Here is a 21,193-nt window from a genome sequence, read left to right on the forward strand (position 1 = left end):
GGGGGGGCGGGGCGAGTGCGTTCGCGCGGCCCCGCCCCCTCAGCCCACAGGGCAGTCGGCGATGCCGTCCAAGGCGATGACTGTGTCGATGCGGCCCCGGGCGAGGAGGTTGCCGGGGCCGCCGTTGCGTGCGGCGTACTCCTCGGTACGGTCGGCACCCATGTAGCGGGCGCCGAGGCGTCCGCCCCGATGCAGCATGTCGTCGGGGTCCTCGGAGATCTCGGCGCGTCCTTGGAGCAGGACGAAGGCGTACGGGGGCCGGTCCGCGTCCACGCAGGGGGGCGAACCGGCCGTCGCGCGCGAGGTTGCGGCCCTTGACCCCGTCCGTCTCGGTGGTGAGCACGATGTCGTCGCCGTCGAGGAGGAACCAGACCGGTGTCACGTGGGGGCCGCCGTCGGCGCGGACGGTCGACAGCTTGCCGGTGCGGGTGCCGTGTGTGACGAACGCCCGCCACTGCTCGTCGGTCGTCTTCCGCATGTGGGTGCCTTGCGCGTTCGTACGGATCGACTCGTGGATGCCCGAGGGTGGTCGGCCTCGGGCATCCGGAGGTTCAGCCCCAGAAGGCGTCTTCGGCGGCCGGGTCGCCGGAGAAGAGCCACATCTCGGCGATCTTGCCGTTCTCGATGCGCAGGACGTCGACGCCGTCCATGCTCATGGACGCGCCGTCGTGGCGGCCGGTGAAGTGGATGGTGGCGGCGACCAGGTCGCCGTTTCCCATGAGGGTGTGGATCTTGTCGATGGTGAAGGTGCCCCGGCTGGTCTCCATCATGCTGCCGAGCATCTGGAAGACGGCGCCCTGGCCCTTGCGCTCGCCGGAGAACCGGTTGGCGCCGGGCTGGTGCCAGACGATGTCGGTGTCGAGGAGTTCGCCGAGAGCAGCCAAGTCCCCGGTCTGCACGGCCTGGAAGTAGGTGCGCGCGATGTCGATGTTCGCTCTGGTCATGTTGCTTGCTCCTTGGGGTTCTTGGGCGGGGGTGGTGGCTATCGGGCGAAGTCGAGGCGGTCGGCGAGGCCGGCTTCGGTGAAAGCGGCCTCGATCTCGTCTCGGCCTTCCGTGAAGTGAGCCCAGCTGTCGAAGTGGGCGGGGGCGACCCGGCGGGCGCCGAGCATCTGCGCGGCCTGGGCGCCCAGGGCGCTGTCGAGGGTGAGCAGGGCGTTGTCGAAGGCGAAGTCCATGCGGGCGCCGCCGAGGAAGAGGATCGCGGTGTCGACGGGTGCGAACTTCGCGGCGATCTCCTCGACGTGTTCCAGGCTGGCGTTGTCGCCGCTGACGTAGACCGAGGGCAGGTCGTCGGAGGTGAGCACGAAGCCGACGACCTCGCCGGTGACCGGTTCACAGCCGACGGGGCCATGCCGGGCGGGCACGCCCGTGACGGTCACGGTGCCGCCGCCGGGCCGCTCGAGCTCGGCGGTCTCCCAGAAGGCCAGCCCCTGTGCGTTGCCGCCCAGACGACCGGCACCGCTGACCGAGGTGAACACGACCGGTACCTCGGGCACGAGGGCGCGGCCGGTGTTGTCCAGGTTGTCGTCGTGCGTGTCGTGGGAGAGAAGGATGGCGTCGAGGCCGCCCAGGTCGGCGGCGGTGACAGGAGACGGGGCGGTCTTGACGAGCCTGTGGTCGCCGGGGAGGGGCATGGGGTACTCGCCGGGCGGGTCGAAAGTGGGGTCGGTGACGAACCTGAGCCCGCCGTACTCGAACACTGTGGTCGGGCCGCCGTAGACGCGGACGGGGATCTTTTCGCTGGTGGCGCTGGTGCCGGACATCGGTAGACCTCCAGGCGGTGAACAGTGGGGACGCGGCCCTGCGGAACCGGTCATGCGGCGGGGACGGAGAAGACGCCGAAGTGGTTGCCGGCGGTGTCCTGCGACCGGGCAAAAGTGAAGCCCGCAGCGTCGGAGACCGGCTCCATGAGGACCTCGGCGCCGAGATCCCGGCCGCCCTCCGACTCCCACACGCCGCCCGTCGGCTGCTGGGCGCCCGGCGTCATCACCGAGTGGTAGGTGACGCCGGGGGTGTCGGTGTTGAGGACGTACTCCCAGTCGAGGAGCTCGCCGTAGAACTCCTTGACCTTCTCCGGCTGGTCGGTACCGAACTCGAACCAGGCAACCGAGTTGAAGGCCGGAACGGTCATGACACTCACTCCTTACGCCCCGAGGGGGGGGTGTGCCTCTCTGGGGCAGGCTGAACCCAGGTGGTGACAGCCACCGCGCGGTGGGGTGCCTCGCAGGGCCCGAAGGGACGAGGGGCCCTGAACCGGCCCGGCATCCAGCAAACCATTTCCATTCCATGGAAGCAATTTCCAAAGATTATTGTTCCATGGATGTGGGTTCGGCCGTCGTCAGCGGGCCGGCCCTTGGACAGCAAGGGAATCCGGCGTCTCGGACGCGGACGGGCGGGTCAACAGGAAGGAAGCGGTCATGGAGCCGGTCGAGATCGAGGCGAAGACCCTGATCCAGAAGTCACAGACCCCGTCGAACGACTACGTCATCAACCCCTACACCGGCTGCGTGCTGGGCCGTGCCTACTGCTTCGCTAGCTTCGCCAGCTTCGCCGGGCGGCGGTTCGGCCGGTCGGTGAAGGAGTGGGGCGACTACCTGTACGTGAAGACGAACGAGGTCGAGCTCGCCCGCAAGGAACCGGCGAAGATGCCGGAGGAAAAGCGGCGGGGCACGATGCTGCTCGGCTCGGTCACCGACCCCTACCAGGGCCACGAGACGAAGTACCGGCTCACCGGCGGCATCCTGCGCGAACTGGAGACGGTCGAGTACCCCGGCCTGGTCCGCATCCTCACCAAGTCACCTGTCGTCACCCGCGACATCGACCTGCTCACCGGCCTGCCCCGCGCCGAGGTCGGCATGACCGTGACCACCACCGACGACAAGGTCAGCCGCTGGCTGGAGGTACGCGCCCACTCGCCTCCCGCCGCCTGCGCACCCTGGCCGAACTCAAAGCGGAGGCCTGCCCACCTACGCCTTCGTCGGCCCGCTCCTGCCGCACTTCGCCACCCAGCCCGAGCTCCTGGACGACCTCTTCGGCCGACTCGTGGACGCGGGGGTCAGTGAGGTGTTCATGGAGCACATCAACCTCAAGCGGTACATCCGCGAGCGCATGGACCAGGTCCTCGCCGGCGAGCCCGAAGACATCCGCGAGGCGTACGTCCAGGCACGGACGAAGGAGCATCGCGAACAGCTCGACGTGATCGTGGCGGAGCTGCTGGACAAACACGGTCTGCGGCTGCGCTTCGAGGAGGTCGCCCACCACGACGACAACGACTCCCTGCGGCAGAGGCTCACATCCCCGGCGTGACCGCGTCCGTGCCGCCGGGCCGGGGGCCTGCACCAGGCGGTGACGTCAGCCCAGGGATCCCCCCCGGCGTCTGGCCGAGCCGTTCCACCACGACGGCGACCTGCGCACCGTGGGCTACCAGATGATGAACGCCGCCGGTCTCCAGCGCGGGCGCCTGACCGGCCTCGTGTTGAAGGGGGAGGACCGGATCGACACCGGACCGGAGCCTCATCAGATCAGCCTCGATGACGCCCGCGAAGCCCGTCTGTGGCCGAAGCTGCCGTCGACCGCGTCCGCGACAAGTACGGGACCGACGTCATCGGCCCGGCCGCCGCCTTCCGCCACGCCTCATGACCCGCCCCGGCTACCGGTGGGCAGGGGAGGCTCATGCTGCTCGAGCCGCCCGGCCGGCACCGGCTCCGGCAACAGGGACTGTCCCACCGGCCCTGCCTCCAGGCCGTCGACCAGACACTCGCCGACCGCGTCATCCGGCCCGGCACCCTCCGGGCCGACATCGCCCTGCGTCCGTACCGCCAGCCGGACCGTCACGAGAAGGTCTCCACGCATCTGATCCGGGACGTCAGCCGCACCAGCGGGCGGGGCAGCGTCCGGCTCGCCTGGGACGACGAGACAGGCTGGTCCTACGCCAGGCTCGGGGCCAGCGCCCACGACGTCCTCCTCGAAGCCCCCGTCACACCGCTGCACTGCGTGACCCGCGGACTCACCCAACGAATCCGTCACCAACTGGCGCGACAGCTGAGCCAGATGAAACACACAACGGAGGACCAAACGCTCACTTGGACGGCGCGCACGCGTTCACGAGCTCGTCGGCGTCAGGTCCTGCAAGCCGACCACCCGCAGCAGTTGCAAGCGCTGGTGCGACTCCGTGCCCGGGCGGGCCGTGTGGATGACGAGCTGCTGGTTGTGTTCGGAGTCGACGAGGACCTCACAGTCGAGTTCGAGGATGCCGATCGCAGGGTGCAGAAAGCGTTTCGTGGCGGCGCGGCGCACGGCGACCTGGTGCTTGTCCCAGAGATGAGCGAACTCCTCGCTGGCGGCGCGTAGTTCGGCGACGAGTGCGGCGGGTTCGGGGTCTGTGGGGCGGGCCGAGGCCACCGCTCGCAGGCAGGCGACCTGCTCGCGGGCGCGCTCGGGGCGGTCCTCGGGTGGGCACGGTCCCTGGGCCGCCGGGTCCAGGAAGAAGCGGCGAGTCATGTTGCGTCCTGGGGGCGGGAGGGCGAGGACGTCGCCGCTCAACGCCCGCGACAGCGCGTTCTGGGCCAGGACCTCGCCGTAGTCGGTCGCCACCATCGCCGGGGTGTCGTGCAGCCGGTCCAGCACCAGAAGCAGAGCCGGGCGCACGTGCGTGCTGGTCGCCTCCCGGAAGCGCGGCGGCTGTTCACCGGTGAGGTGGAAGAGGTGGTCGCGTTCGTCCTCCGTCAGGCGCAGGGCGCGGGCCAGCGCGGTGAGCATCTGGCGGGACGGGCGCGGGCCCCGGGACTGTTCCAACCGCGTGTAGTAGTCCACGGACATGCCGGTCAGCTGGGCCACCTCCTCGCGGCGCAGCCCCGGCGTACGGCGGCGGGCTCCTGCCGTGAGACCCACGTCGGACGGGGTCAGGCGGGCGCGAGTGCGGCGCAGGAAGTCGGCGAGTTCGCCTCGGTTCACCTCTCCAGGGTGCGACAGACCGGCCGGCCTAGCCAGGGACTCCCGATCCCCTGAGGAAGAGTGCTCTCCCGGTCGCTCCCGCATCCGCCGAGGCTGGTCGTCAACGACAGGCGACACCGTGCGTGAGGAGCACATCATGCTGACTTTGGTGACGGGTACGACGGGACAGGTCGGACGCCGCTTCGTGCCGAGGCTGCTGGCCCAGCGGCAGCCGGGCGAGCAGGTGCGGGTACCGGTACGGGACGCAGCCCGCGGCGAGCGCTTCGCGGAGCTGGGCGCCCAGGTTGCCGTAGGAGACATGCGCGACGAGGAGACACTCGGCAAGGCACTCGCCGGCGTGGATGCCGTCGTGAACATCGCCGCCTCCTTCCGCGGGGTGCCGGACGAGGAAGTGCGGGCCGTCAACCGGGACGCCGCTGCGGCCCTGGGCCACGCCGCGCAGGCCTCCGGCGTCGAGCGGTTCGTGCAGGTCAGCACGGGCAATGTGTACGGCGCCGGACGGGGCCGCCCACTGACCGAGCAGGACGAGAGCCGGCCGGACGGCGAGATGTGGGGCGCCTACCCCGAGTCCAAGGCCGAGGCCGAGCGTGAACTGCTCGCGCTCAAGAGCCTGGACGTACGCATCGGGAGGCTCCCCTTCGTCTACGGTGAGGGCGACCCGCACCTCGCCAACTCCCTGCACTGGGCAGCCGGTTGGGCACCGCACCGACGCCTGCAGATGGCCCACCACGCGGACGTCGCCCAGGGTCTGATGCGTCTGCTGTACGCGCCAGGCATTGCCGGCCGGATCTACAACATCGCCGACGACGCCCCCGTCACGACGGTCGAGCTGTACCAACTCAACGGCGTCGAGGTGCCCGCCGGGCTCCACGACCTCACGGACCCCGACCCGTGGTTCGGGATCATGTCCAACCAGCGCATCCGCCGGGAGCTCGGCTTCCGGCCGATCTATCCGAGCGCTTGGGCGGCCCGGGACGCCGGATCCTTGTGACGGTCACTGTTAGAGGAGGCCTGTGGGCACGGTGACCAGCCCGAATGACACCACACCGGTCCAGATCGCGCGTGCCGGGACCGCCCACTCCCATTCCTGCTCTGCCAGCCTCACGAGCCGGATACTGACCTCACGGCCGATGCCCTACCGCTGTCCCTTCATGAGACACCGCAGGCCAACGACCCACACCTCGTACACCGACGGCGAGGCCGTACGCGTAGAACCCAGCCCCCGTGTGAAGATCGAAATCGTATCGACGCCGACTTCTACCACCAGCTCGGGCTCGACCAGCGTCACGTTCAGCTGCTCCCGGCTGCTCCAACGGGCGGAGAGCGACCAGCCCGTCGACGGTTGCCCTGCTCCACACAGACCAGCGCATCCGGCCCCGCATGCCTCGCGGCCGGATGCGGCCGAAGCCGCCTGCACCCCCCGCTGGCTCCCACCCGGCCTGGGCTAACGTATGCCGTCCCGAACAAAGGAACGGAACACGGCATGGCGCACCAAGGGTGGGGACCACAGGGGCCGAACGGGCCGCAAGGACCGTACGGTCCGCAGGGGCCATACGGTCCCCACGGCTGGGGCGCCTGGCAGCCGCCACCGCCCAGACCAGGCGTGATCCCGCTGGCACCGCTCGGGCTGGGGGCTGTCTACAACGGTGCGTTCTCGACGATGGGGCGGTACGCGCGGCAGTTGTTCGGCGCGATGGGCGCGGTCCTCGCCCTGCTCTTCGCGGCGACGGCCGGCGCGTTCGCGCTGGTCTACCACAGCGTCGAGGACGACTGGCAGGTACTGATCCACGCCGACGATCCGACCTGGGCCATGGTCAGCCCGATCGTGATCTCCGTCGTGGTGGCGTACGCGGTGCTCATGCTGCTCACCCTGCTGGTGAACTCGTTCCTCTCCGCTGTCAGCCCGGTGGTCCTGGAACACGCCGTGCTGGGCCGACGCACCACCTTCGGCGCGGTATGGCGCCGCGCCTGGGCCCGTACACCGTCGGTGCTCGGCGTCACGCTCCTCATCTATCTGCTGATCGCGATCCCGGTCGCCCTCTTCGTCCTGCTCTGGATCAGCCTGATCGCCCTGCTCGTGGCGGCCGAGAGCCCCCCGATGGCGCCGGGGCTCGTGTTCTTGCTCGGGCTGCTGATCCTGCCCTTGGTGACGTGGCTGCTGGTGTCCTTCTCGTTCGCGCCCGCCGCCGCGGTCCTCGAGTCGGCCGGCCCGATCACCGCCCTGAAGCGCTCGTTCCGGCTGGTCCGCCGTGCCTGGTGGCGCACGTTCGGCATCCTGTTGCTCACCTGGGGCATGGTGGCCGTCGGAGGGTGGATCGTGCAGATCCCGCTGCTGTTCGCCAGTCCGCAGCCCTCGTACGACGCCTACGGCCCGTACGACGAACCGCCCGCCGACATCGGCGAGTTCTTCACCGACGTGTACGGCGACGCGCTGCCCGGCCTGTGGACCTATCTGGTCCTCAGCGTCGTCGTCACGCTGGTGGTCCAGCTGCTCGCCACCGCCTTCACGCAGCTGGTCAGCACTCTGCTCTACATCGACCAGCGCATCCGCCGCGAAGGCCTCGGCGAGAGCCTGGCCCGGGCGGCCGGCCACCAGTAGACCGGCACACGGAGGCACAGGAGCACTGGAGACAGGCACAGGAGACCGGATGCTGACGGGGATCCGCGATTCTCCCCGGGCACGCTCGCGTTCCCCACTCGATTTCGCACCCAACCGAAGGCCGGGGCCGCCCGCTCGTGGAGTGTGCGGGCCGTGCCGAGTGGTCAAGGACGCCTGCGGCGGCGCTGCGCGCTGAGCTTCGCTCACCCTGGCCAACCCGCCCCGCCCCTGGACCTGGCTGGCTATCGGGCGCGGCTCCTCCGCTGTGGCAACTCGTCGCAGGCCGGCGCGGCGCGGGTGGGGAATCGAGGTGGGCAGGCCTGTCCCACACCTGAGCAGGGGTAAGGAATTCCGAAGAGCCCTATCAGCCCCCACCCTTAGCCGGTGACATCAGCCTCAGGACGGAAGGACGGAATAACTGAGGTCCTGGACCGTGAGCGAGGCGGGCGTCAAACGCAGCCACATCGTGCCTCGTTCGCTTGGATCGTCATACAGATAGCCCACGAACCGCGCATCCCACAGAGCCTCGTCCGCTCCCAGATAGCGGACCAGCTTGCGTCGGCCTCTCGGCACGTCGAACGGCACGAGCTCAGCCCGCCCCCGGGCGATCACCTGGCGAACACGTCCCGTCACGAGATCGCATTCGTCCACCACGAGCGCGATCTTCGGGTCGTTCTTCACACGGTCGAACAGACGGGCCCACGGGCCCGTCAGCACCCAGAATGCGCCGCCCTCCCACAGGAACCAGACCGGACGCACGGTGGGCCCACTGGTGGCAACGCGAGCGGTGAGCGGCTGGCGCAGGAAGGCGTCCACATCGAAGCTTCGAGATGTCACATCGCCAATCCTGTGGTGGCACGCGTCTCTTGCCTACCGACCTCCGACCTAGGACCACAGCAGCACGGAAGGCCGAGCGGGGGCGTGACACGGCCGCATGCCCCCGATTCTCAGGCAGGTGGGGGAATCGCGTGACGTTACCCCTGTCCGAGCTGCTCGAACAGCTCGCGGGGCCCGTCCGGTGGCGGTGGCGGGTGACGCGTCCTGGCTGCTCACCGGCGGGCCGCGCCGCTGAGGCTTCTGGACGGGGAGGGCTGGGGCCCGGCTCCGGAGGGTTCGACGCCGCCGATCACGGGAAAGTGCGCCGGTTCGTAGATTCATGGACGTGCCTGCTGGGCAACTACCGGTGCCACCGCAGGAGGTGCAACAGTGAAGGACAGTTCGCCGTCTGGTGACCGGATGCCGGGATCACTCCGTGTGGTGATCACACCGTTGACGGCCATCCAGGGAGGGGAGGACTCGTGCCGCAGGACGTCCAGTTCGCTTTTCCGTTTCCTCTTGCCCTGAGCCCGGGGCTTGAGGGCGCGCGGTTGCGTAACCGCAACTGGGTGCTGCGTACGGGCCTGGTGCGGGAGGGCAGGTCGCTGGACTGGTACGCCTCTTGGGACATGCCGCGGCTCGCCGCCTACGGATTCCCGCACGCTCAGGGGCCGATGCTGGACGTGTGCACGGACGCGATGGCGTTCTTCTTCGTCTTCGACGACCAGTTCGACGGCCCGCTCGGGCATACTCCCGCCCGGGCGGCGGTGGTGTGCCAGCAGCTGATCGACATCGTGCACGGATCCGCGCCGGGCACGGACGCGTGTTCCGTGGCGTTCAAGGACATCTGGGCCCGTAGCACCGACGGCGCGCATCCAGCCTGGGTGACACGTACGGCCCACGAGTGGGAGTACTACTTCGCCACCCAGGCCCACGAAGCTATCAACCGGCTGCGCGGCGCACCCAGTGACATGGAGAGCTACCTGCAGGTCCGCCGGGGCATCGCCGGCACCGACCTGCCGCTGTCCCTGGGGGAGCGCGCCGCCGGCATCAGCGTCCCCGCGTCCGCATTCCACAGTCCGCAGCTGCGCATCATGCGCCAGGCCGCCATCGACGTCACTCTGATGTGTAACGACGTGTACTCCCTGGAGAAGGAAGAAGCGCGCGGTGACATGGACAACCTCGTGCTCGTCATCGAGCACGCCCAGCGCTGCACCCGGGATGACGCCATCGCTGCGGCGCGCCGGGAAGTCGAGGAACGCAGCGCGCGGTTCGAGGAGCTTGCCGTCCAGGTGCCGGCCATGTGCGCGCAGCTCGGGCTGGACGCTGAGGACCGGGCCGTGGTGGACGTCTATGTATCGGTGATGGGCTCGTGGATCAGTGGCTACCACGCCTGGCAGACGGAGACTCTGCGTTACACCAGCGCGCCGCGGGTGTTCCCGAGCCACGGGCCCGGCTACTTCGACGAGGTACTGCCGTCATAGCGCCACCGCCACCGTGACGCGGCCCCCCGCTTGGAGCGGACCGGAAACGGCGGCCACGAAGTACCACTCCAGAGTGGATGGATACCTCGTCCCGGCGCTCTGTTCGGCCCCGTGCCGGCGCCACCGCTCCGGCGCTGCGGCGGCCGGACGTGCTGGTCCTGCTCGGGGTCCGCCTGGATGGCACCAAGGAGACGATCGCGCTTGCCGAGGGCCTGCGCGAGTCCACCGAATCGTGGGCCGACACCTGTTGCGCGACTGCCGCAGACACGGCATGAGTGGACCCGAACTGGCCATCTGAGATGGTGCCTTCCGAAGTCCGCGCAGCCGGGTGCGACCAAGGCGATGCAGGAATCTGCTACGCCGAGGACCGCGCGCACGCCGAGAAGGCCATCGAGGCGTTCGCGAAGACCTACGGCGCGGAGTGGCCCAAGGCCGCCGCGAAGATCACCGACGACCGGGAAGAACTGCTGGCGTTCTACGACTTCCCAGCCGAACACTGGATCCACCTGCGGACCACGAACCCCATCGAGTCGACGTTCTCCACCGTCAGCTCCGCACCAAAGTTACTCGCGGCGCCGGCAGTCCGGGACGCCGCCCTCGGGACGGTGTTCAAGTTCGTCGAGTCGCGCCCCAGCCGCGCCGGCGGGCGATCACCGGCGCCCACCTCGTGCCGCTCGTCCGCGCGGGAGCCCGCTTCGAGATCGGTCAGCTGGTCGAGCGCACCGAGACGGTCGCGGCCCGAGGAGAATGCCACGTTGACCGCCTTCGACACCTACGGCACGAACACTTACACGGCCCGGGAACTGTCCGACCTGCTCGCTGTGGCCTTCACCGAACGCGAGAGCGACTACCTCGGCATCTACTTCCTCGCCACCCTCGTCGGCGCGACCCGCGCCCAGCTCTCGGTGGTCGAAGGACTCACCCGGCTCAGATCATCTCGAAGTTGAGAGACCGCTGATCCGCAGGCATCGACAACTACTCCCGCTGGCGGCTTGATCAGCTCGGTCTCCAACAGGCCGACTTGTCCACTCCATGAGGGCATTGTCGTAGGCGTCGCCGACCGCACCGATGGATGCGGCGATGCCGACGGCCTGAAGGTGGGGTCTGTTGTTGTGGTCGAATCGGGATGCGCCGATCTGCGGGGCAGCTGCATACTCAGCGCATGGCCTTGCTCTCCGGTCGGTTCCGGGATCCGCGCAGTACCGAGTACGACTTCATTGGCTTGATCATTGTGCGGTGCCCTGGTTGCGAAAGGGCCGCTCGTGTCGTTCCAGCGCCCGAAGACTCCAATCCCGGAGGCCGGATCCTGTTCAGGCCGCGACGACTGGTCTGCCGTGGCTGCGGACTGTCACGGATGTGGAGCGGCCGTCTTGTCACGCTCTCCCGTGGCACAACTCGACCCGCGACGGATCCGTACTTCGGTATGCCGTTGTGGTTCCAGGTTGAGACCCGGCATGGGTGGTTGTGGGCGTACAACCTCGAACATCTCGACCTGATCCGCCGTTTCGTACAAGCATCGCTGCGAGAACGAGCGTCCTGGCACGACACCGGACAAAAGATGACCTTGGTGGCCCGCCTTCCGGCATGGATCAAGCGAGCGAAGACCCGAGACGAGATCCTGCGTGCCGTCAGCCGGATCCACGCCTCACTGGCTGTCGCCTGACCGGCTTACCAGCGCCCGAACGGCACTCGAACTGGAGACCCGGGACTCGGAGGCGTGCCGTTGTGCGACCTGATGGACGTTTTCCGCGGTCGGCAGGCCATTGACCACATCGATGAACTGCACATCGATGAACTGTCGAACGCCGGTAGTCTTCGCGATCTCCCTGATCGCCCCGCTCAGGGCCGGACGGCTGGCGCAGGCGATCGCCACCGAACCAGGCAGGTCGCGCTTGATACACGTCGCCGACTCTCGGTCTACGGCATAGTGGAGGGCCGTCGACCGAGACGGCACGATTCCCGATCCGGCGGCTGGGGGCCCGGTCCAATCGTGCCGTTCGGCAGAGGCAGCGTGGAGGACGGTGTGGACACGCTGGTCTGGACTCCGCTGTGGACATGGTCGTGTCGTCGGGGCTGCGTCGGTGGTTCCTCGGGGGCCGGGGGACCGAAGTTCCTGGGTGGGGTGAGCGGACGGGCCGCTCCGTCGGTCCCGGGACCGGGCAGCCAGGGCACGGCGCCGGACGCGTCGGGTCACGCTTGTGGGAACTGCCGCGTGGCGGTCGTCCGGCGAAGGCGAAGGAAAGGCAGCAGCCCGGCCGCCACGAGTGCTGAGGTGAGGCCGAGGAGACCGACGGCGGTGGCGAGGCTGCCGGTGGCGGATTCGACGGCGATCAGGGCGAGTGGGCAGCTGAACTGTCCGAGGAAGACTGTCCGAGGAAGAACGACGCTGTCAACAGGCCGGTGCCGCAGCCGCGGTCGGCGTACTCCAGCTTGGACATTGCCCAGGTGAGCAGCGAGGGTAGCAGGAGGCCGGTGCCGATGCCGCTGAAGAAGGCGCCCATGATCAGGATCGCGATGTTCCGGGCCAGGCCCATCAGCGCGAGCCCGGCTGCGCACAGGGCGAAGATGGCTGGCAACCTGCGTTCCGGCCGACCGGGCAACGAGGCGAGGATGACGCATCCGGTGACGGTGGCGGCGCTGGCGATCGCGGTGACCATGCCGATGAGGCCGCTGGACTTCACGCCCAGGTCGTCCAGCAGGTAGACCCTTTCCACGGGAACGGTGTAGAAGACGATGGCGCCGAACTACGACACCACGCAGATGCCTGCCAGCCTGCGCAGAGGGAATGGCAGCGCCTCGACAGTGGGGGCGTTTTCCGTGATGGTGCTCGGCTTGCGGCCGGGCAGGCACGCGGCCATGGCGGGGGCGAGGAGCAGCCCGACGGCGTAGAGCCAGAACGGGGTTCGCCAGTCCGAGGAGCCGAGCGCGCCGCCGAGGATGAAGAAGGCGGTGGCGGAGACCGTGGCGCGCACCGTCTGCGGGGCCAGATAGCGGTCGCGTACGTGGCCCTTGTAGTGGTCGCCGATCAGTGTGGTGCAGGAGGTCATGATGGAGGCCTCGGCGACGCCGAGGAGGGCGCGGCTGATCACGATGGCAGCGAGCGAGTCCAACACAGTGGTGCGGTGCCGAACAGCGTGTACAGGACGCCCGCGACGACCAGCAGGCCTTTGCGCCCCAGCCGGTCGAAGATGACACCCGCGAAGGGGGCCGGCAGGGCAAGTGCGAGAGCAGGGGTCGCCAGGACCATCGGGACCAGCGCCTTGTCGGCGCCGGGCACCGTGGCGAAGTGCTCCTGTATCTTCGGCAGCACCGGAGCGAGCAGTACCGCGCCGAGGATCGGCAGACAACTGCCGGCCATCAGCATCACGACTCGCAGCCGGCCCCGGCTTCGGGTACGGGCTCGGTGCTCTGGACGGGGATACCGTCCACGGGCACGCGTGGGGTAGCGAATCCGGGCATGCGCGGCCTCCACGAGGGCGGTGGCGAGTGAGCCGAGCCGCGCCGCCACAGTGGCCGTGCCACGCTGCGGGGCGCGCCGGTGCACCCGAACTGAATGCGCCCGGAGGAGCGGGCGTGCGGAACTGTCACGACTACGGGCCCAGCTCCTGCCGGCGCCTGCCTCTTGCACGATTGTGCCCTGGATAGCGTTCATCCAGCCTGTGGATGCTCTGACGGCTGCATGGCCCGCCGGGTGAAGGCGGCGCCGTCGGGGACCGCCGACGCGGGCGAGCAGTGGGAAGGCGTCGTCGCCGACAAGCTGCACGGGGGCCGGAGCCGACGGCTGTCATCGGCAGGCCCGCCCATCGGGTGCCGGCCGAGGAACGATCTCCGACAGGATGGACAAGGGGATGGGCGGCGCGATGGACCGCGTGTTCGGCGCCCGCCGCGTCGGTTCGTGAGCACATCGCCAGACACTGTGCTTCGGAAGGTCGGCAGGGAGCGTGGCCTCCCGCTCACCGGTGACTGCCGCCTGCACTGGATCATCACCGACCCGCGGTGTCCGCGGTGTCGCCCTCGACGGCCGCGCACAGACGGTGCCCGGCGTACCCTCGACGAGGCCACCGCGAAGACGGCCGAACCCCTGCGCGCCGAAGCCTGCCGAAGGCCACCGACCGAGACCCTGTTTCATGTTCGCCGGTTCCGGACAACGGCTCGTCGTGGCTACCCGGCCGCGGCCTCGCCCGGCACTGCCTCCAGCCCGGACGCCCCCTCTCCGGGCAGGGCGAGCGCCTTCGGGCCGGCTGCGGCGAGGGCGTCGATGAGCCGGGAGACCGTGGGGTCTGAGGCCACCGGGCCGAACACGTCGGGCTCGGCCCGCAGCATGGCGACATCGGCGAGGCAGTCTCCGCCCAGAGCCGTCGCGAGCGCGACATCCAGCAGGACCTTGCCCGGATCGTGCACCGCCCGCGGCTTGCGCCATGGCGCCAATGCCGCCGATATCGCGTGTCCAGGCCGGACTTCCTTGCAGCCAACAGGACCCTAGACAAGTCCCATCGTTGCAGGTCAGGGGTATTCTCCGCTTATTTGAATCGAGGCATGGCCGAGCATGCTCATGAAAGCGCGAGGCTAGGCCCGGGCAGGGCATCGTCCGTCTGCCGGTGCCGCCAACACCGCTTCCGAGCCCCCTGCTGCCGAGGCTGCGAAGGCGTGGGCACGCCATGCCGGGGGCCCGGCCTTGAGATCGAGGACTTGGGACGAAATGTTCGCCGCGGTGGCGGAGCGGGCCTGGTGTGAGGAGCAGCTGCGGGGAGATCCCCGAGAGGCCCAGCACGGCCGCCTTCGCCTACGGAGTGCCCGTGTACTCGCGCGATCGGTATCACTCGCTGTACGGAATCGTGCGCTCGTGCCCCGAGCTGGTCTCCCTCTCACCGCAGCTGTCATCCCAACGCGTCCTCGTGCGCAACGCCCAGGAAATGAGGGAGTTCGACGAGACGCTGGCCGGCCGCATCACCCACTACGACCTGCCCGAGCACGAGCAGCTGACCATGGACTGAGGCGAAACGCGTTGTGCAGGATGCCCGGTCCGTGTTGCCTTGAGTTCCTGAGCGTGGTGCGGATCGTGCCCTGATGGAAAGACGGACGACTTGAACAATCTGGCGGCGGAGCTGTCCAAGGAACAGACGACGCTTTTGACGACCATGGCACAGCAGTACCTCATGGAGGGGACGTGGCCGGTCTGGTATTTCACGGTCGCCACCCTGGACCGGCATGACCTCGACGCCGAAGAGCTGATCCGCTCCCTGCCACGCGTCGGCTCCACCGGGCACGTCGGCCCGTCCTACGGACTCACCTCGCACTTCGGCTTCCACATCGCCGACGACGACCGTCCCGCCCTCACCATCGCGGCGTGCCTGCACCTGCCCGAACTCCGGCCCTACATGAGCGATCCCTTCCTGCGGGTCCTCCACACTCTGATCGTCATGCAGCGCAGCGCACCGGTCTCCACTCAGGAGGCCGCCAAGCCGCGTTTCACCAACGCGGACATCGAGCGGGAGCTCCCTGAGCTGCCCAAGGGTTTCACGCGCAGGCTTCCCGGCATCCTGGCGCTGGAGCCGTCAACGTCGGGCGGATCCAGCGGCACGACGGCGGAAGGCACGTGGTGGCGTGAGCTGCACCGGGAGATCCGCCGGTACCGGGAGGCCAAGATACTCATGGATTACGTCCGTACCACCGCACGACTCATCACCGCCCAGGCCGGGGCGACGCTCCCGACGCCCGCCCTCCCCGAACCGGTGCCGCTGCCCACGCCAGGCCCGTACGTCGATGAGGCGCTGATAACAGACCTGGAGGACAAGGACACTGTTTTCCGGGTGGACAAGCTGCTCGCCCTGGTCCGCGAGCTCAATGCCAATCACGCCGACCAGCACCCCTACGCCTGCCAGATGCTGCTGCGCGCGATCCTCGACCATGTGCCGCCGGCCTTCGGGCAGAGCACGTTCCAAGGCGTGTTCGCCAACGTGTCGTGGGGGAGGACCGACAAGGCGTACGTCAAGAAGCTCGCCGACTTCCGCAACGGCGCCGATGACGTTTTGCACCGGCAGATCAGCGCCCATCCGAGCCGCATTGACATGCACGACCTCCCACCTCGTACGTTCGTCAACGCGTTGCTCCAGGGCGTGCTCGTTCACCTTGCTGCTGTCCCGGAGCCACAGGGCTCGTGACGACCGGGTAGCCGTCTTCGAGACGTACACCGCGGCTGGCCGGCCGATGACGTGACCTGCCTACGGGCCGAAGAGAGGTTCCCCGCTGGGAGACAGACGGACGTGGCTTCGGGACGAATCGGTCGGGTTGGTGGAGTGGACGGTGTCGGTCGACTCCACCGACCCGACCGGGACCCATCAGCATGCCGTCGGCGCTCGTCGAAACGGGCGGGGAGGGGACGGGATGGACGTGCGGCATGCTCGGCGGCTGGCCAAGGCATGACAAAGGCGCGTATTGGTGAACTATTCATGCGATTAGGTGGTTTAGCGCAGAACGGGACGTGTATTGCGACAGGCCCCTGTTTCCTGGCGGCGAGGCGTGGAGGTGGTCGCAACGGGGAGCGGGTACTGCGACGATCTGCTGCTACCTGTCAGCTGTCCTCCCGCCCGGCGAACCCCGACCAGCGTCAGGAGCGCAATATGCCACCTTCAGGGATTGATCCTGCCGTTTTTCCGTGTCTGGAGGCGGACCTGGACAGGGTCCGCGACTCCCTTGGACCGGTGCGCATCCAGGGCAGGCCCGAACTCGACGCGCTCACGCTGGACCGGCCAGGTTCGTCCCGCAGCCTGGTCCGTCCCACCCTTGCCCTGCTCTCCTACTACGTCCTCACCGATCCCTCGGAGCCAGCCGATGACCGGGCCGTGCTCGCCGCCGCAGCCGTCGAGCTGCTGCACCTGGGCGCGCTCTACCACGATGACGTCGTGGACCACGCCCACGAGCGCCGGGGACACCCCAGTGCCAACGCGGTATGGGGTGAGCACCTCGCCATCCTCGCCGGGGACTGCGTGATGCTCACCGGCCTGAACATGCTGGCGCAGCTAGGTCAGCGCGAAGTCATCGAGGGGACGATGGCGAACGAGCGAATGTGCGCCGGCATGGTGATGGAGGCGGCCGACCTGCATACGGCCTCGCGCAGCGAGCAGGCCTATTTCGAAGCGATCGACGGCAAGACGGCGCAGCTGTTCGCCTTGGCCTGCAGGCTGGGGGCGATGCAGGCGAACAGGACCGGCGATCGGCAGGACGGTCTGGAGGAGAGCCGGGAGGAGGCGCTGGCCGGATTCGGCTGGCAGTTCGGGCACGCCTACCAGCTACGCGATGACATTCTCGACCTGACGTCCACCGTCGAGGAGTTGGGCAAGCCCGTCAACACCGATCTGTCCGAGGGCGTCTACACTCTGCCGGTGATCCGTGCGGCCTCCCGCGACCGCGACCTTGCCCGCCTTTTGGGCAAGGAGTTGACGCAGGAGGAGGCCGCGCGTGCCCGGGACCTCGTTCTCGCCTCCGGGGCCGTGCAGGAGGCACAGGCGGCTGCCGACGCGCACATGACCACGGCCGCTGATCAGCTCGCCGATCTCGCCGATCGCCCCGATGCGCTCGACGGTCTGGCGGCCTACGCCCGGGCGATGCTCGACCGGCCCACTGCTGCCCGCCCCGCGGCAATTCCCCAGCAGGTTCGGCAGGCCCCTCAGGCCCAGGGCAGCGCGCACGCTCAGCAGGTCACCCAGTGGATGAAGAACTGGTTCGTGGAGACTGGTGTCGCGGCCACCACGGCGGAAGCCGACCACCACCGGCTGACGGGCACCATGTGGATCGTTGAGCAGGTCCTCCCTCGGGTGGCTGACGCCGATGGCAGCGACCCTGGCCTTTCCGAAAGGAGGCAGGCCTCCGCGGCCCTGGGCACGGTATTCGGTGTGTGGGACGACCTGTTCGAGGATCCGCATCTGACGGACCCGCAGGCCATTACCGCACTGAGGGAGGGCCTGGTGGCGACACTGCGCCAGGACCCGGCTGCACCGGCACACGGCGCGATCTCGACGGCCTGGGCGCAGTTGTGGCCGCGCCTGTGTAGAGGCAGGACAGTGCGATGGCAGGAGTCATTGCTCGACAACATCGAGGAATGGCTTCACGCCTGCGAGTGTGAGGCACGCCACCGCATCAGCGGTTACATCCCCTCAACAGCGGACTGGCTGCCGTTGCGGAAGTCGACCGGTGGATTCGAGATCGGCCTGGCGTGCTCGGAGGTCCTCCTGGACCGGGAGGTCCCGCCGGCGGTGCGCAGCCACCACATGGTCCGGCGTCTTGAGGACCTCGGCTTCTTCGCCCTCTTCGCTGAGAACGACCTGGCGGGACTGGACCAGGACGAGGCAGACCAGGTTCCCTACAACCTGGTCAGGGCGATCCGTCACGAAACAGGGTGCAGCCGCGCGGAAGCCATTGAGCGGGTGGAGCGCCAAGTGGCGGAGAAGCGCGCCCAGTTCACCACGGTGTTCAAGTACTTGCCCGTGCTCTTCCGCACGTTGCCCGGCCTGTCCGGCCAGGGCAACCGGTACGCGGCAATCTATGACATGTTGAAACTGTTCCTTGATGTGCGGCAGGCCAAGTCCGAACGGTACCGGCCTCAGACCGCAGCTGGGGGCCCGGACCTGGAACGCCTGCGCCGTGAGGTCAGCCGGGCTGCCGCCCCAGAGCGCTCCGCACGCTAACGGGCCCTGGCAAACGCTGTTGATCATGTCACGGACGTGGATCGTGCCGGATGAACTGTGGTCGCTGATCGAGCCGTTGTTGCCCGAGCCGGGGCCGAAGCTGGTCGAGGGCCCGGCCGCAGGTGTCGGACCGGCAGGCCCTGGGCGGGATCCTGTTCGTGCTGCACACCGGCATCCAGTGGGAGTACCTGCCACAGGAACTGGGCTTCGGCTCGCGCATGACCTGCCGGCGGCGCCTGGCCGCCTGGAACGAAGCCGGTGTCTGGGACCGACTGCACGCAGTGCTGCTGAACAAGCTGCGGTCGAAGAACAAGCTGGACTGGTCGCGGGTGGTGATCGACTCTTCCCACGTCCGGGCCCGCCCGCAGGGGCCCAAAAGCGGACCCAGCCCCGTCGACCGCGCACGCCCGGGCAGTAAGCACCACGTCATCACCGACGGGCAGGGCATCCCGCTCGCGGTGTCGCTGACCGGCGGAAACCGCACCGACGTCACCCAGCTTCTGCCCCTGCTCGACAAGATCCCGGCCGTGGCGGGTGTCGTCGGCCGGCCACGGCGGCGGCCCGACATACTCTTCGCCGACCGCGGCTACGACCACGACAAATACCGGCGACTCCTGCGGCAACGCGGCATCCGGCCCGCGATCGCCGAACGAGGACAACCGCACGGCACCGGCCTGGTGCATCTTCCGCTGGGTCGTCGAACGCACCATCTCCTGACTGCACGGCTTCCGCCGCCTGGCCTCTTTGGAAGAACCCGAGCGTTTCGCAGCGCTCTTCGACCGTCACGCACCGGCGATCCACCAGTACGTCACCCGGCGGCTGGGCCGGGACGCTGCCGACGACGTCACCGCGGAAACGTTCTTGACGGCCTTCCGGATAAGGGCCCGGTTCGATGCGGCCCGGGCCGGCGTGCGGCCCTGGTTGTACGGCATCGCCGCCAAGGAGATCGGCCGGCACCGCCGACAGGAGGTGAAGGCGCTGAAACTGCTCGCCTGCACCGGCCACGACCCCATCGCCGACAGCTGGACCGACTCCGCTGACGACCGTGTTGCCGCCGAGGCCAGCGCCCGCCCCCTGGCCGGGGCGCTGGCCCGACTCTCCGCGGGCGACCGGCACGTCCTGCTGCTGTCCGCCTGGGCCGACCTCAGCTACCAGGAGATCGCGGAAGCCCTCGACATTCCCGTCGGAACTGTCCGCTCCCCCCTCAACCGCGCCCGCCGAAAGCTGCGCCCCGCGACCGGCGCAGGCGACACCCCTCTCGTCGAAGCTCGCATACACGAAGGTGACCCCGCATGAACGAGCTCTCCGAACTCCGCGGCCTGCGCGCCGACGCGCCCTTTCCCGACGCCGACCGGCTCGCCGCGCCGCGGGCCCGCCTCGCCGCGGCGATCCACCAGAACACCCGCCGCGGACGCGCCGCCCTTCCTCAGCGCCGGATGATCCTGGCCGGCGCCGCCACCGCAGGGGCCCTCGCCGTGACTGCCGGGATCATCACGGCTCTGCCCGGAGACAGCTCCGGCGCCTCCGCGCCGAAGGGCCCTCAGATGCTGTCGGCAGGCGCCTCCGCCGACACGCTCGAACTGGCCGCCGCGACCGTCGAGAAGCACGACGGGACCGAACCCGGCCCGAAGCAGTGGGTGTACGAGAAGGAGACCGTCTTCGGCCAGGACAAGCCGCGCACCGGAGAGGAGTGGACCCGCTGGGACGGCACCGGGCACGCCAATCTGCCCGGCATTCCCCCGGCCGGTGACATCTCGGACTTCGACCCGGACAAGCTCCAGGTCTGGTACGGCCCCAACCAGGAGGAGAAATGGAAGAAGGAGGGCTACGACGACCGCTCCCAGCGGCAGTTCTACCGCTTCCTCGACACCCTGCCGAGCGACCCCGACCGCATGATGAAGCGTATCCGCGAGGAGCACGCCATCGGTGACATCAAGGGGGAGACGCGCGCACAGCGCGACTGGCGGGAGATCAACGTGCTGTACCGGTCGGTGCTGATCCCACCGAAGGTCCAAGCGGGCCTGTTCCGGGCGCTCGCGAAGATCCCCGGCGCCCGGGTGACGACCGGTGTGAAGGACCCGCTCGGCCGTGCGGCGATCAGCGTGAGCGTGAACTACACCGAGAAGATCCCGTCGGGCTGGCAGGGCAAGCAGGAGATCTTCTTCGATCCCGAGAGCTACGCCTACCTCGGGACGAGCAAGGCCGACGGGCTCGTCGTCAGCGCCCGCGACGCCTGGGGCGTCGTCGACAAGCCCGGCGCCCGCCCCTGAGCACCCGCGAGAAGCGCCCGATACGGGGTTCGGACTCATGCCTCCGGCGTCCCGGACCTCGCATCGGGCTGTGAGCGGCCCGAACCGCAGCCCTTCGCTGCCCGGCGTCGGTTCTGCTGCCTGCCGCAGTGAGAGCGGCTGGCTCGCTCGCGGGCGACGACGGGGTTGCCGGCAGAGGACGCGCTGATCTCACGCGCGCAGTGCATCCGAACGAACCCTTCCTCGGCCTCGCCGTCTGCCTGATCACCCACCGGAACGTCCGACGCCTTTGTTAGGACCTCTGAAGTCCGGAAGTGAAAGAGGCCACGGTGTTCCCCGTGGGCTCCTAGCTGTATTGATCACGAGCGTTGTTAACGCGGGGTCGGACTTGATCATGGCGAAGGCC

General features: G+C 68.9%; 19 protein-coding genes and 6 pseudogenes. 14 read left to right on the forward strand and 11 right to left on the reverse strand.

Going from position 1 to position 21,193, the window contains the following annotated elements; translation table 11 throughout:
- Window positions 1–39: 39 nt before the first annotated feature.
- The 4 genes and pseudogenes from ACFU3E_RS36505 to ACFU3E_RS36520 all read right to left on the reverse strand — a co-directional run bounded on the left by ACFU3E_RS36505 (window position 40) and on the right by ACFU3E_RS36520 (window position 2,133).
- Window positions 40–478 (reverse strand): annotated as a pseudogene (locus ACFU3E_RS36505) (PPOX class F420-dependent oxidoreductase).
- A 73-nt stretch (window positions 479–551) separates the two neighbouring features.
- Window positions 552–944 (reverse strand): nuclear transport factor 2 family protein, encoded by a 393-nt coding sequence (locus ACFU3E_RS36510; protein ID WP_384168535.1) that lies wholly within the window; start codon window positions 942–944, stop codon window positions 552–554.
- 38 nt (window positions 945–982) lie between these two features.
- A complete protein-coding gene (locus ACFU3E_RS36515; protein WP_384168537.1) occupies window positions 983–1,765 on the reverse strand; it encodes an MBL fold metallo-hydrolase in 783 nt (260 codons plus the stop codon).
- A gap of 50 nt (window positions 1,766–1,815) precedes the next feature.
- A complete protein-coding gene (locus ACFU3E_RS36520) occupies window positions 1,816–2,133 on the reverse strand; it encodes a VOC family protein (RefSeq protein WP_384168540.1) in 318 nt (105 codons plus the stop codon).
- A 286-nt stretch (window positions 2,134–2,419) separates the two neighbouring features.
- On the opposite strand from ACFU3E_RS36520, the gene ACFU3E_RS36525 reads away from it, so the two are divergent.
- Together ACFU3E_RS36525 and ACFU3E_RS36530 are read left to right on the forward strand one after the other, a co-directional pair.
- Window positions 2,420–3,064, forward strand: coding sequence for a radical SAM protein (locus ACFU3E_RS36525; RefSeq protein ID WP_384168543.1), 645 nt, complete (start codon window positions 2,420–2,422; stop codon window positions 3,062–3,064).
- Between the two features lie 7 nt (window positions 3,065–3,071).
- Complete coding sequence (locus ACFU3E_RS36530; protein WP_384168546.1) at window positions 3,072–3,308, forward strand: hypothetical protein; 237 nt, start codon at window positions 3,072–3,074, stop codon at window positions 3,306–3,308.
- A gap of 795 nt (window positions 3,309–4,103) precedes the next feature.
- On the opposite strand, the gene ACFU3E_RS36535 is transcribed toward ACFU3E_RS36530, so the two are convergent.
- Window positions 4,104–4,955, reverse strand: coding sequence for a helix-turn-helix transcriptional regulator (locus ACFU3E_RS36535; protein WP_384168549.1), 852 nt, complete (start codon window positions 4,953–4,955; stop codon window positions 4,104–4,106).
- 136 nt (window positions 4,956–5,091) lie between these two features.
- On the opposite strand from ACFU3E_RS36535, the gene ACFU3E_RS36540 reads away from it, so the two are divergent.
- Window positions 5,092–5,946: an NAD-dependent epimerase/dehydratase family protein gene (locus tag ACFU3E_RS36540; protein ID WP_384168552.1), complete on the forward strand. Its 855-nt coding sequence runs from the start codon at window positions 5,092–5,094 to the stop codon at window positions 5,944–5,946.
- 612 nt (window positions 5,947–6,558) lie between these two features.
- Entirely contained in the window at window positions 6,559–7,554 is a 996-nt protein-coding gene (locus ACFU3E_RS36545; protein WP_384168555.1) for a hypothetical protein, read from the forward strand.
- A gap of 396 nt (window positions 7,555–7,950) precedes the next feature.
- Here the strand turns inward: ACFU3E_RS36545 and ACFU3E_RS36550 are convergent, their stop codons facing one another.
- Window positions 7,951–8,391 carry a pyridoxamine 5'-phosphate oxidase family protein gene (locus ACFU3E_RS36550; RefSeq protein WP_384168558.1) on the reverse strand — a complete coding sequence of 147 codons (441 nt, stop codon included), beginning with the start codon at window positions 8,389–8,391 and terminating at the stop codon, window positions 7,951–7,953.
- Between the two features lie 530 nt (window positions 8,392–8,921).
- Here ACFU3E_RS36550 and ACFU3E_RS36555 point away from each other — a divergent pair.
- The 4 genes and pseudogenes from ACFU3E_RS36555 to ACFU3E_RS36570 all read left to right on the forward strand — a co-directional run bounded on the left by ACFU3E_RS36555 (window position 8,922) and on the right by ACFU3E_RS36570 (window position 11,517).
- Window positions 8,922–9,854, forward strand: a complete 933-nt coding sequence (locus tag ACFU3E_RS36555) for a terpene cyclase (protein ID WP_384168560.1) — start codon at window positions 8,922–8,924, stop codon at window positions 9,852–9,854.
- Window positions 9,855–10,003: 149 nt separating this feature from the next.
- Window positions 10,004–10,138, forward strand: a pseudogene (locus tag ACFU3E_RS36560) (transposase); the annotation flags it as partial.
- Window positions 10,139–10,157: 19 nt separating this feature from the next.
- Window positions 10,158–10,403, forward strand: a pseudogene (locus tag ACFU3E_RS36565) (transposase); the annotation flags it as partial.
- A 613-nt stretch (window positions 10,404–11,016) separates the two neighbouring features.
- Complete coding sequence (locus tag ACFU3E_RS36570; protein WP_384168563.1) at window positions 11,017–11,517, forward strand: hypothetical protein; 501 nt, start codon at window positions 11,017–11,019, stop codon at window positions 11,515–11,517.
- 36 nt (window positions 11,518–11,553) lie between these two features.
- On the opposite strand, the pseudogene ACFU3E_RS36575 reads toward ACFU3E_RS36570, so the two are convergent.
- From ACFU3E_RS36575 to ACFU3E_RS36595, 5 genes and pseudogenes are all read right to left on the reverse strand, one after another.
- Window positions 11,554–11,811: pseudogene (locus ACFU3E_RS36575) on the reverse strand (SAM-dependent methyltransferase); the annotation flags it as partial.
- A gap of 373 nt (window positions 11,812–12,184) precedes the next feature.
- Window positions 12,185–12,568, reverse strand: coding sequence for a hypothetical protein (locus ACFU3E_RS36580; RefSeq protein WP_384168566.1), 384 nt, complete (start codon window positions 12,566–12,568; stop codon window positions 12,185–12,187).
- Between the two features lie 30 nt (window positions 12,569–12,598).
- Window positions 12,599–12,943 (reverse strand): MFS transporter, encoded by a 345-nt coding sequence (locus ACFU3E_RS36585; RefSeq protein ID WP_384168568.1) that lies wholly within the window; start codon window positions 12,941–12,943, stop codon window positions 12,599–12,601.
- Complete coding sequence (locus tag ACFU3E_RS36590; RefSeq protein ID WP_384168571.1) at window positions 12,940–13,221, reverse strand: hypothetical protein; 282 nt, start codon at window positions 13,219–13,221, stop codon at window positions 12,940–12,942. Before ACFU3E_RS36590 ends, ACFU3E_RS36585 begins: the two co-directional genes overlap by 4 nt.
- Window positions 13,222–14,078: 857 nt before the next feature.
- Window positions 14,079–14,303, reverse strand: a pseudogene (locus ACFU3E_RS36595) (transposase); the annotation flags it as partial.
- A gap of 347 nt (window positions 14,304–14,650) precedes the next feature.
- Here ACFU3E_RS36595 and ACFU3E_RS36600 point away from each other — a divergent pair.
- The 6 genes and pseudogenes from ACFU3E_RS36600 to ACFU3E_RS36625 all read left to right on the forward strand — a co-directional run bounded on the left by ACFU3E_RS36600 (window position 14,651) and on the right by ACFU3E_RS36625 (window position 20,808).
- The gene (locus ACFU3E_RS36600; RefSeq protein ID WP_384168574.1) at window positions 14,651–14,848 is read left to right on the forward strand and encodes a hypothetical protein; all 198 of its coding nucleotides are present in this window, start codon (window positions 14,651–14,653) and stop codon (window positions 14,846–14,848) included.
- Between the two features lie 90 nt (window positions 14,849–14,938).
- A complete protein-coding gene (locus ACFU3E_RS36605) occupies window positions 14,939–16,015 on the forward strand; it encodes a hypothetical protein (RefSeq protein WP_384168577.1) in 1,077 nt (358 codons plus the stop codon).
- A 540-nt stretch (window positions 16,016–16,555) separates the two neighbouring features.
- Complete coding sequence (locus ACFU3E_RS36610; RefSeq protein ID WP_384168580.1) at window positions 16,556–18,538, forward strand: polyprenyl synthetase family protein; 1,983 nt, start codon at window positions 16,556–16,558, stop codon at window positions 18,536–18,538.
- A 25-nt stretch (window positions 18,539–18,563) separates the two neighbouring features.
- Window positions 18,564–19,252 (forward strand): annotated as a pseudogene (locus ACFU3E_RS36615) (IS5 family transposase); the annotation flags it as partial.
- 3 nt (window positions 19,253–19,255) lie between these two features.
- Entirely contained in the window at window positions 19,256–19,834 is a 579-nt protein-coding gene (locus tag ACFU3E_RS36620) for an RNA polymerase sigma factor (protein WP_384168586.1), read from the forward strand.
- Window positions 19,831–20,808, forward strand: coding sequence for a CU044_5270 family protein (locus ACFU3E_RS36625; protein ID WP_384168583.1), 978 nt, complete (start codon window positions 19,831–19,833; stop codon window positions 20,806–20,808). Before ACFU3E_RS36620 ends, ACFU3E_RS36625 begins: the two co-directional genes overlap by 4 nt.
- Window positions 20,809–21,193: the final 385 nt, after the last annotated feature.

It is taken from the genome of Streptomyces sp. NPDC057424 (genome assembly GCF_042803315.1).
In the GTDB taxonomy this organism is placed as follows: Bacteria; Actinomycetota; Actinomycetes; order Streptomycetales; family Streptomycetaceae; genus Streptomyces.

What these genes read in the sequence shown, in the direction of transcription:
- ACFU3E_RS36510 (WP_384168535.1), bottom strand. Translation starts at nt 944, where the DNA reads ATGACCAGAGCGAACATCGACATCGCGCGCACCTACTTCCAGGCCGTG.
- ACFU3E_RS36515 (WP_384168537.1), bottom strand. Translation starts at nt 1,765, where the DNA reads ATGTCCGGCACCAGCGCCACCAGCGAAAAGATCCCCGTCCGCGTCTAC.
- ACFU3E_RS36520 (WP_384168540.1), bottom strand. Translation starts at nt 2,133, where the DNA reads ATGACCGTTCCGGCCTTCAACTCGGTTGCCTGGTTCGAGTTCGGTACC.
- ACFU3E_RS36525 (WP_384168543.1), top strand. Translation starts at nt 2,420, where the DNA reads ATGGAGCCGGTCGAGATCGAGGCGAAGACCCTGATCCAGAAGTCACAG.
- ACFU3E_RS36530 (WP_384168546.1), top strand. Translation starts at nt 3,072, where the DNA reads ATGGAGCACATCAACCTCAAGCGGTACATCCGCGAGCGCATGGACCAG.
- ACFU3E_RS36540 (WP_384168552.1), top strand. Translation starts at nt 5,092, where the DNA reads ATGCTGACTTTGGTGACGGGTACGACGGGACAGGTCGGACGCCGCTTC.
- ACFU3E_RS36570 (WP_384168563.1), top strand. Translation starts at nt 11,017, where the DNA reads ATGGCCTTGCTCTCCGGTCGGTTCCGGGATCCGCGCAGTACCGAGTAC.
- ACFU3E_RS36625 (WP_384168583.1), top strand. Translation starts at nt 19,831, where the DNA reads ATGAACGAGCTCTCCGAACTCCGCGGCCTGCGCGCCGACGCGCCCTTT.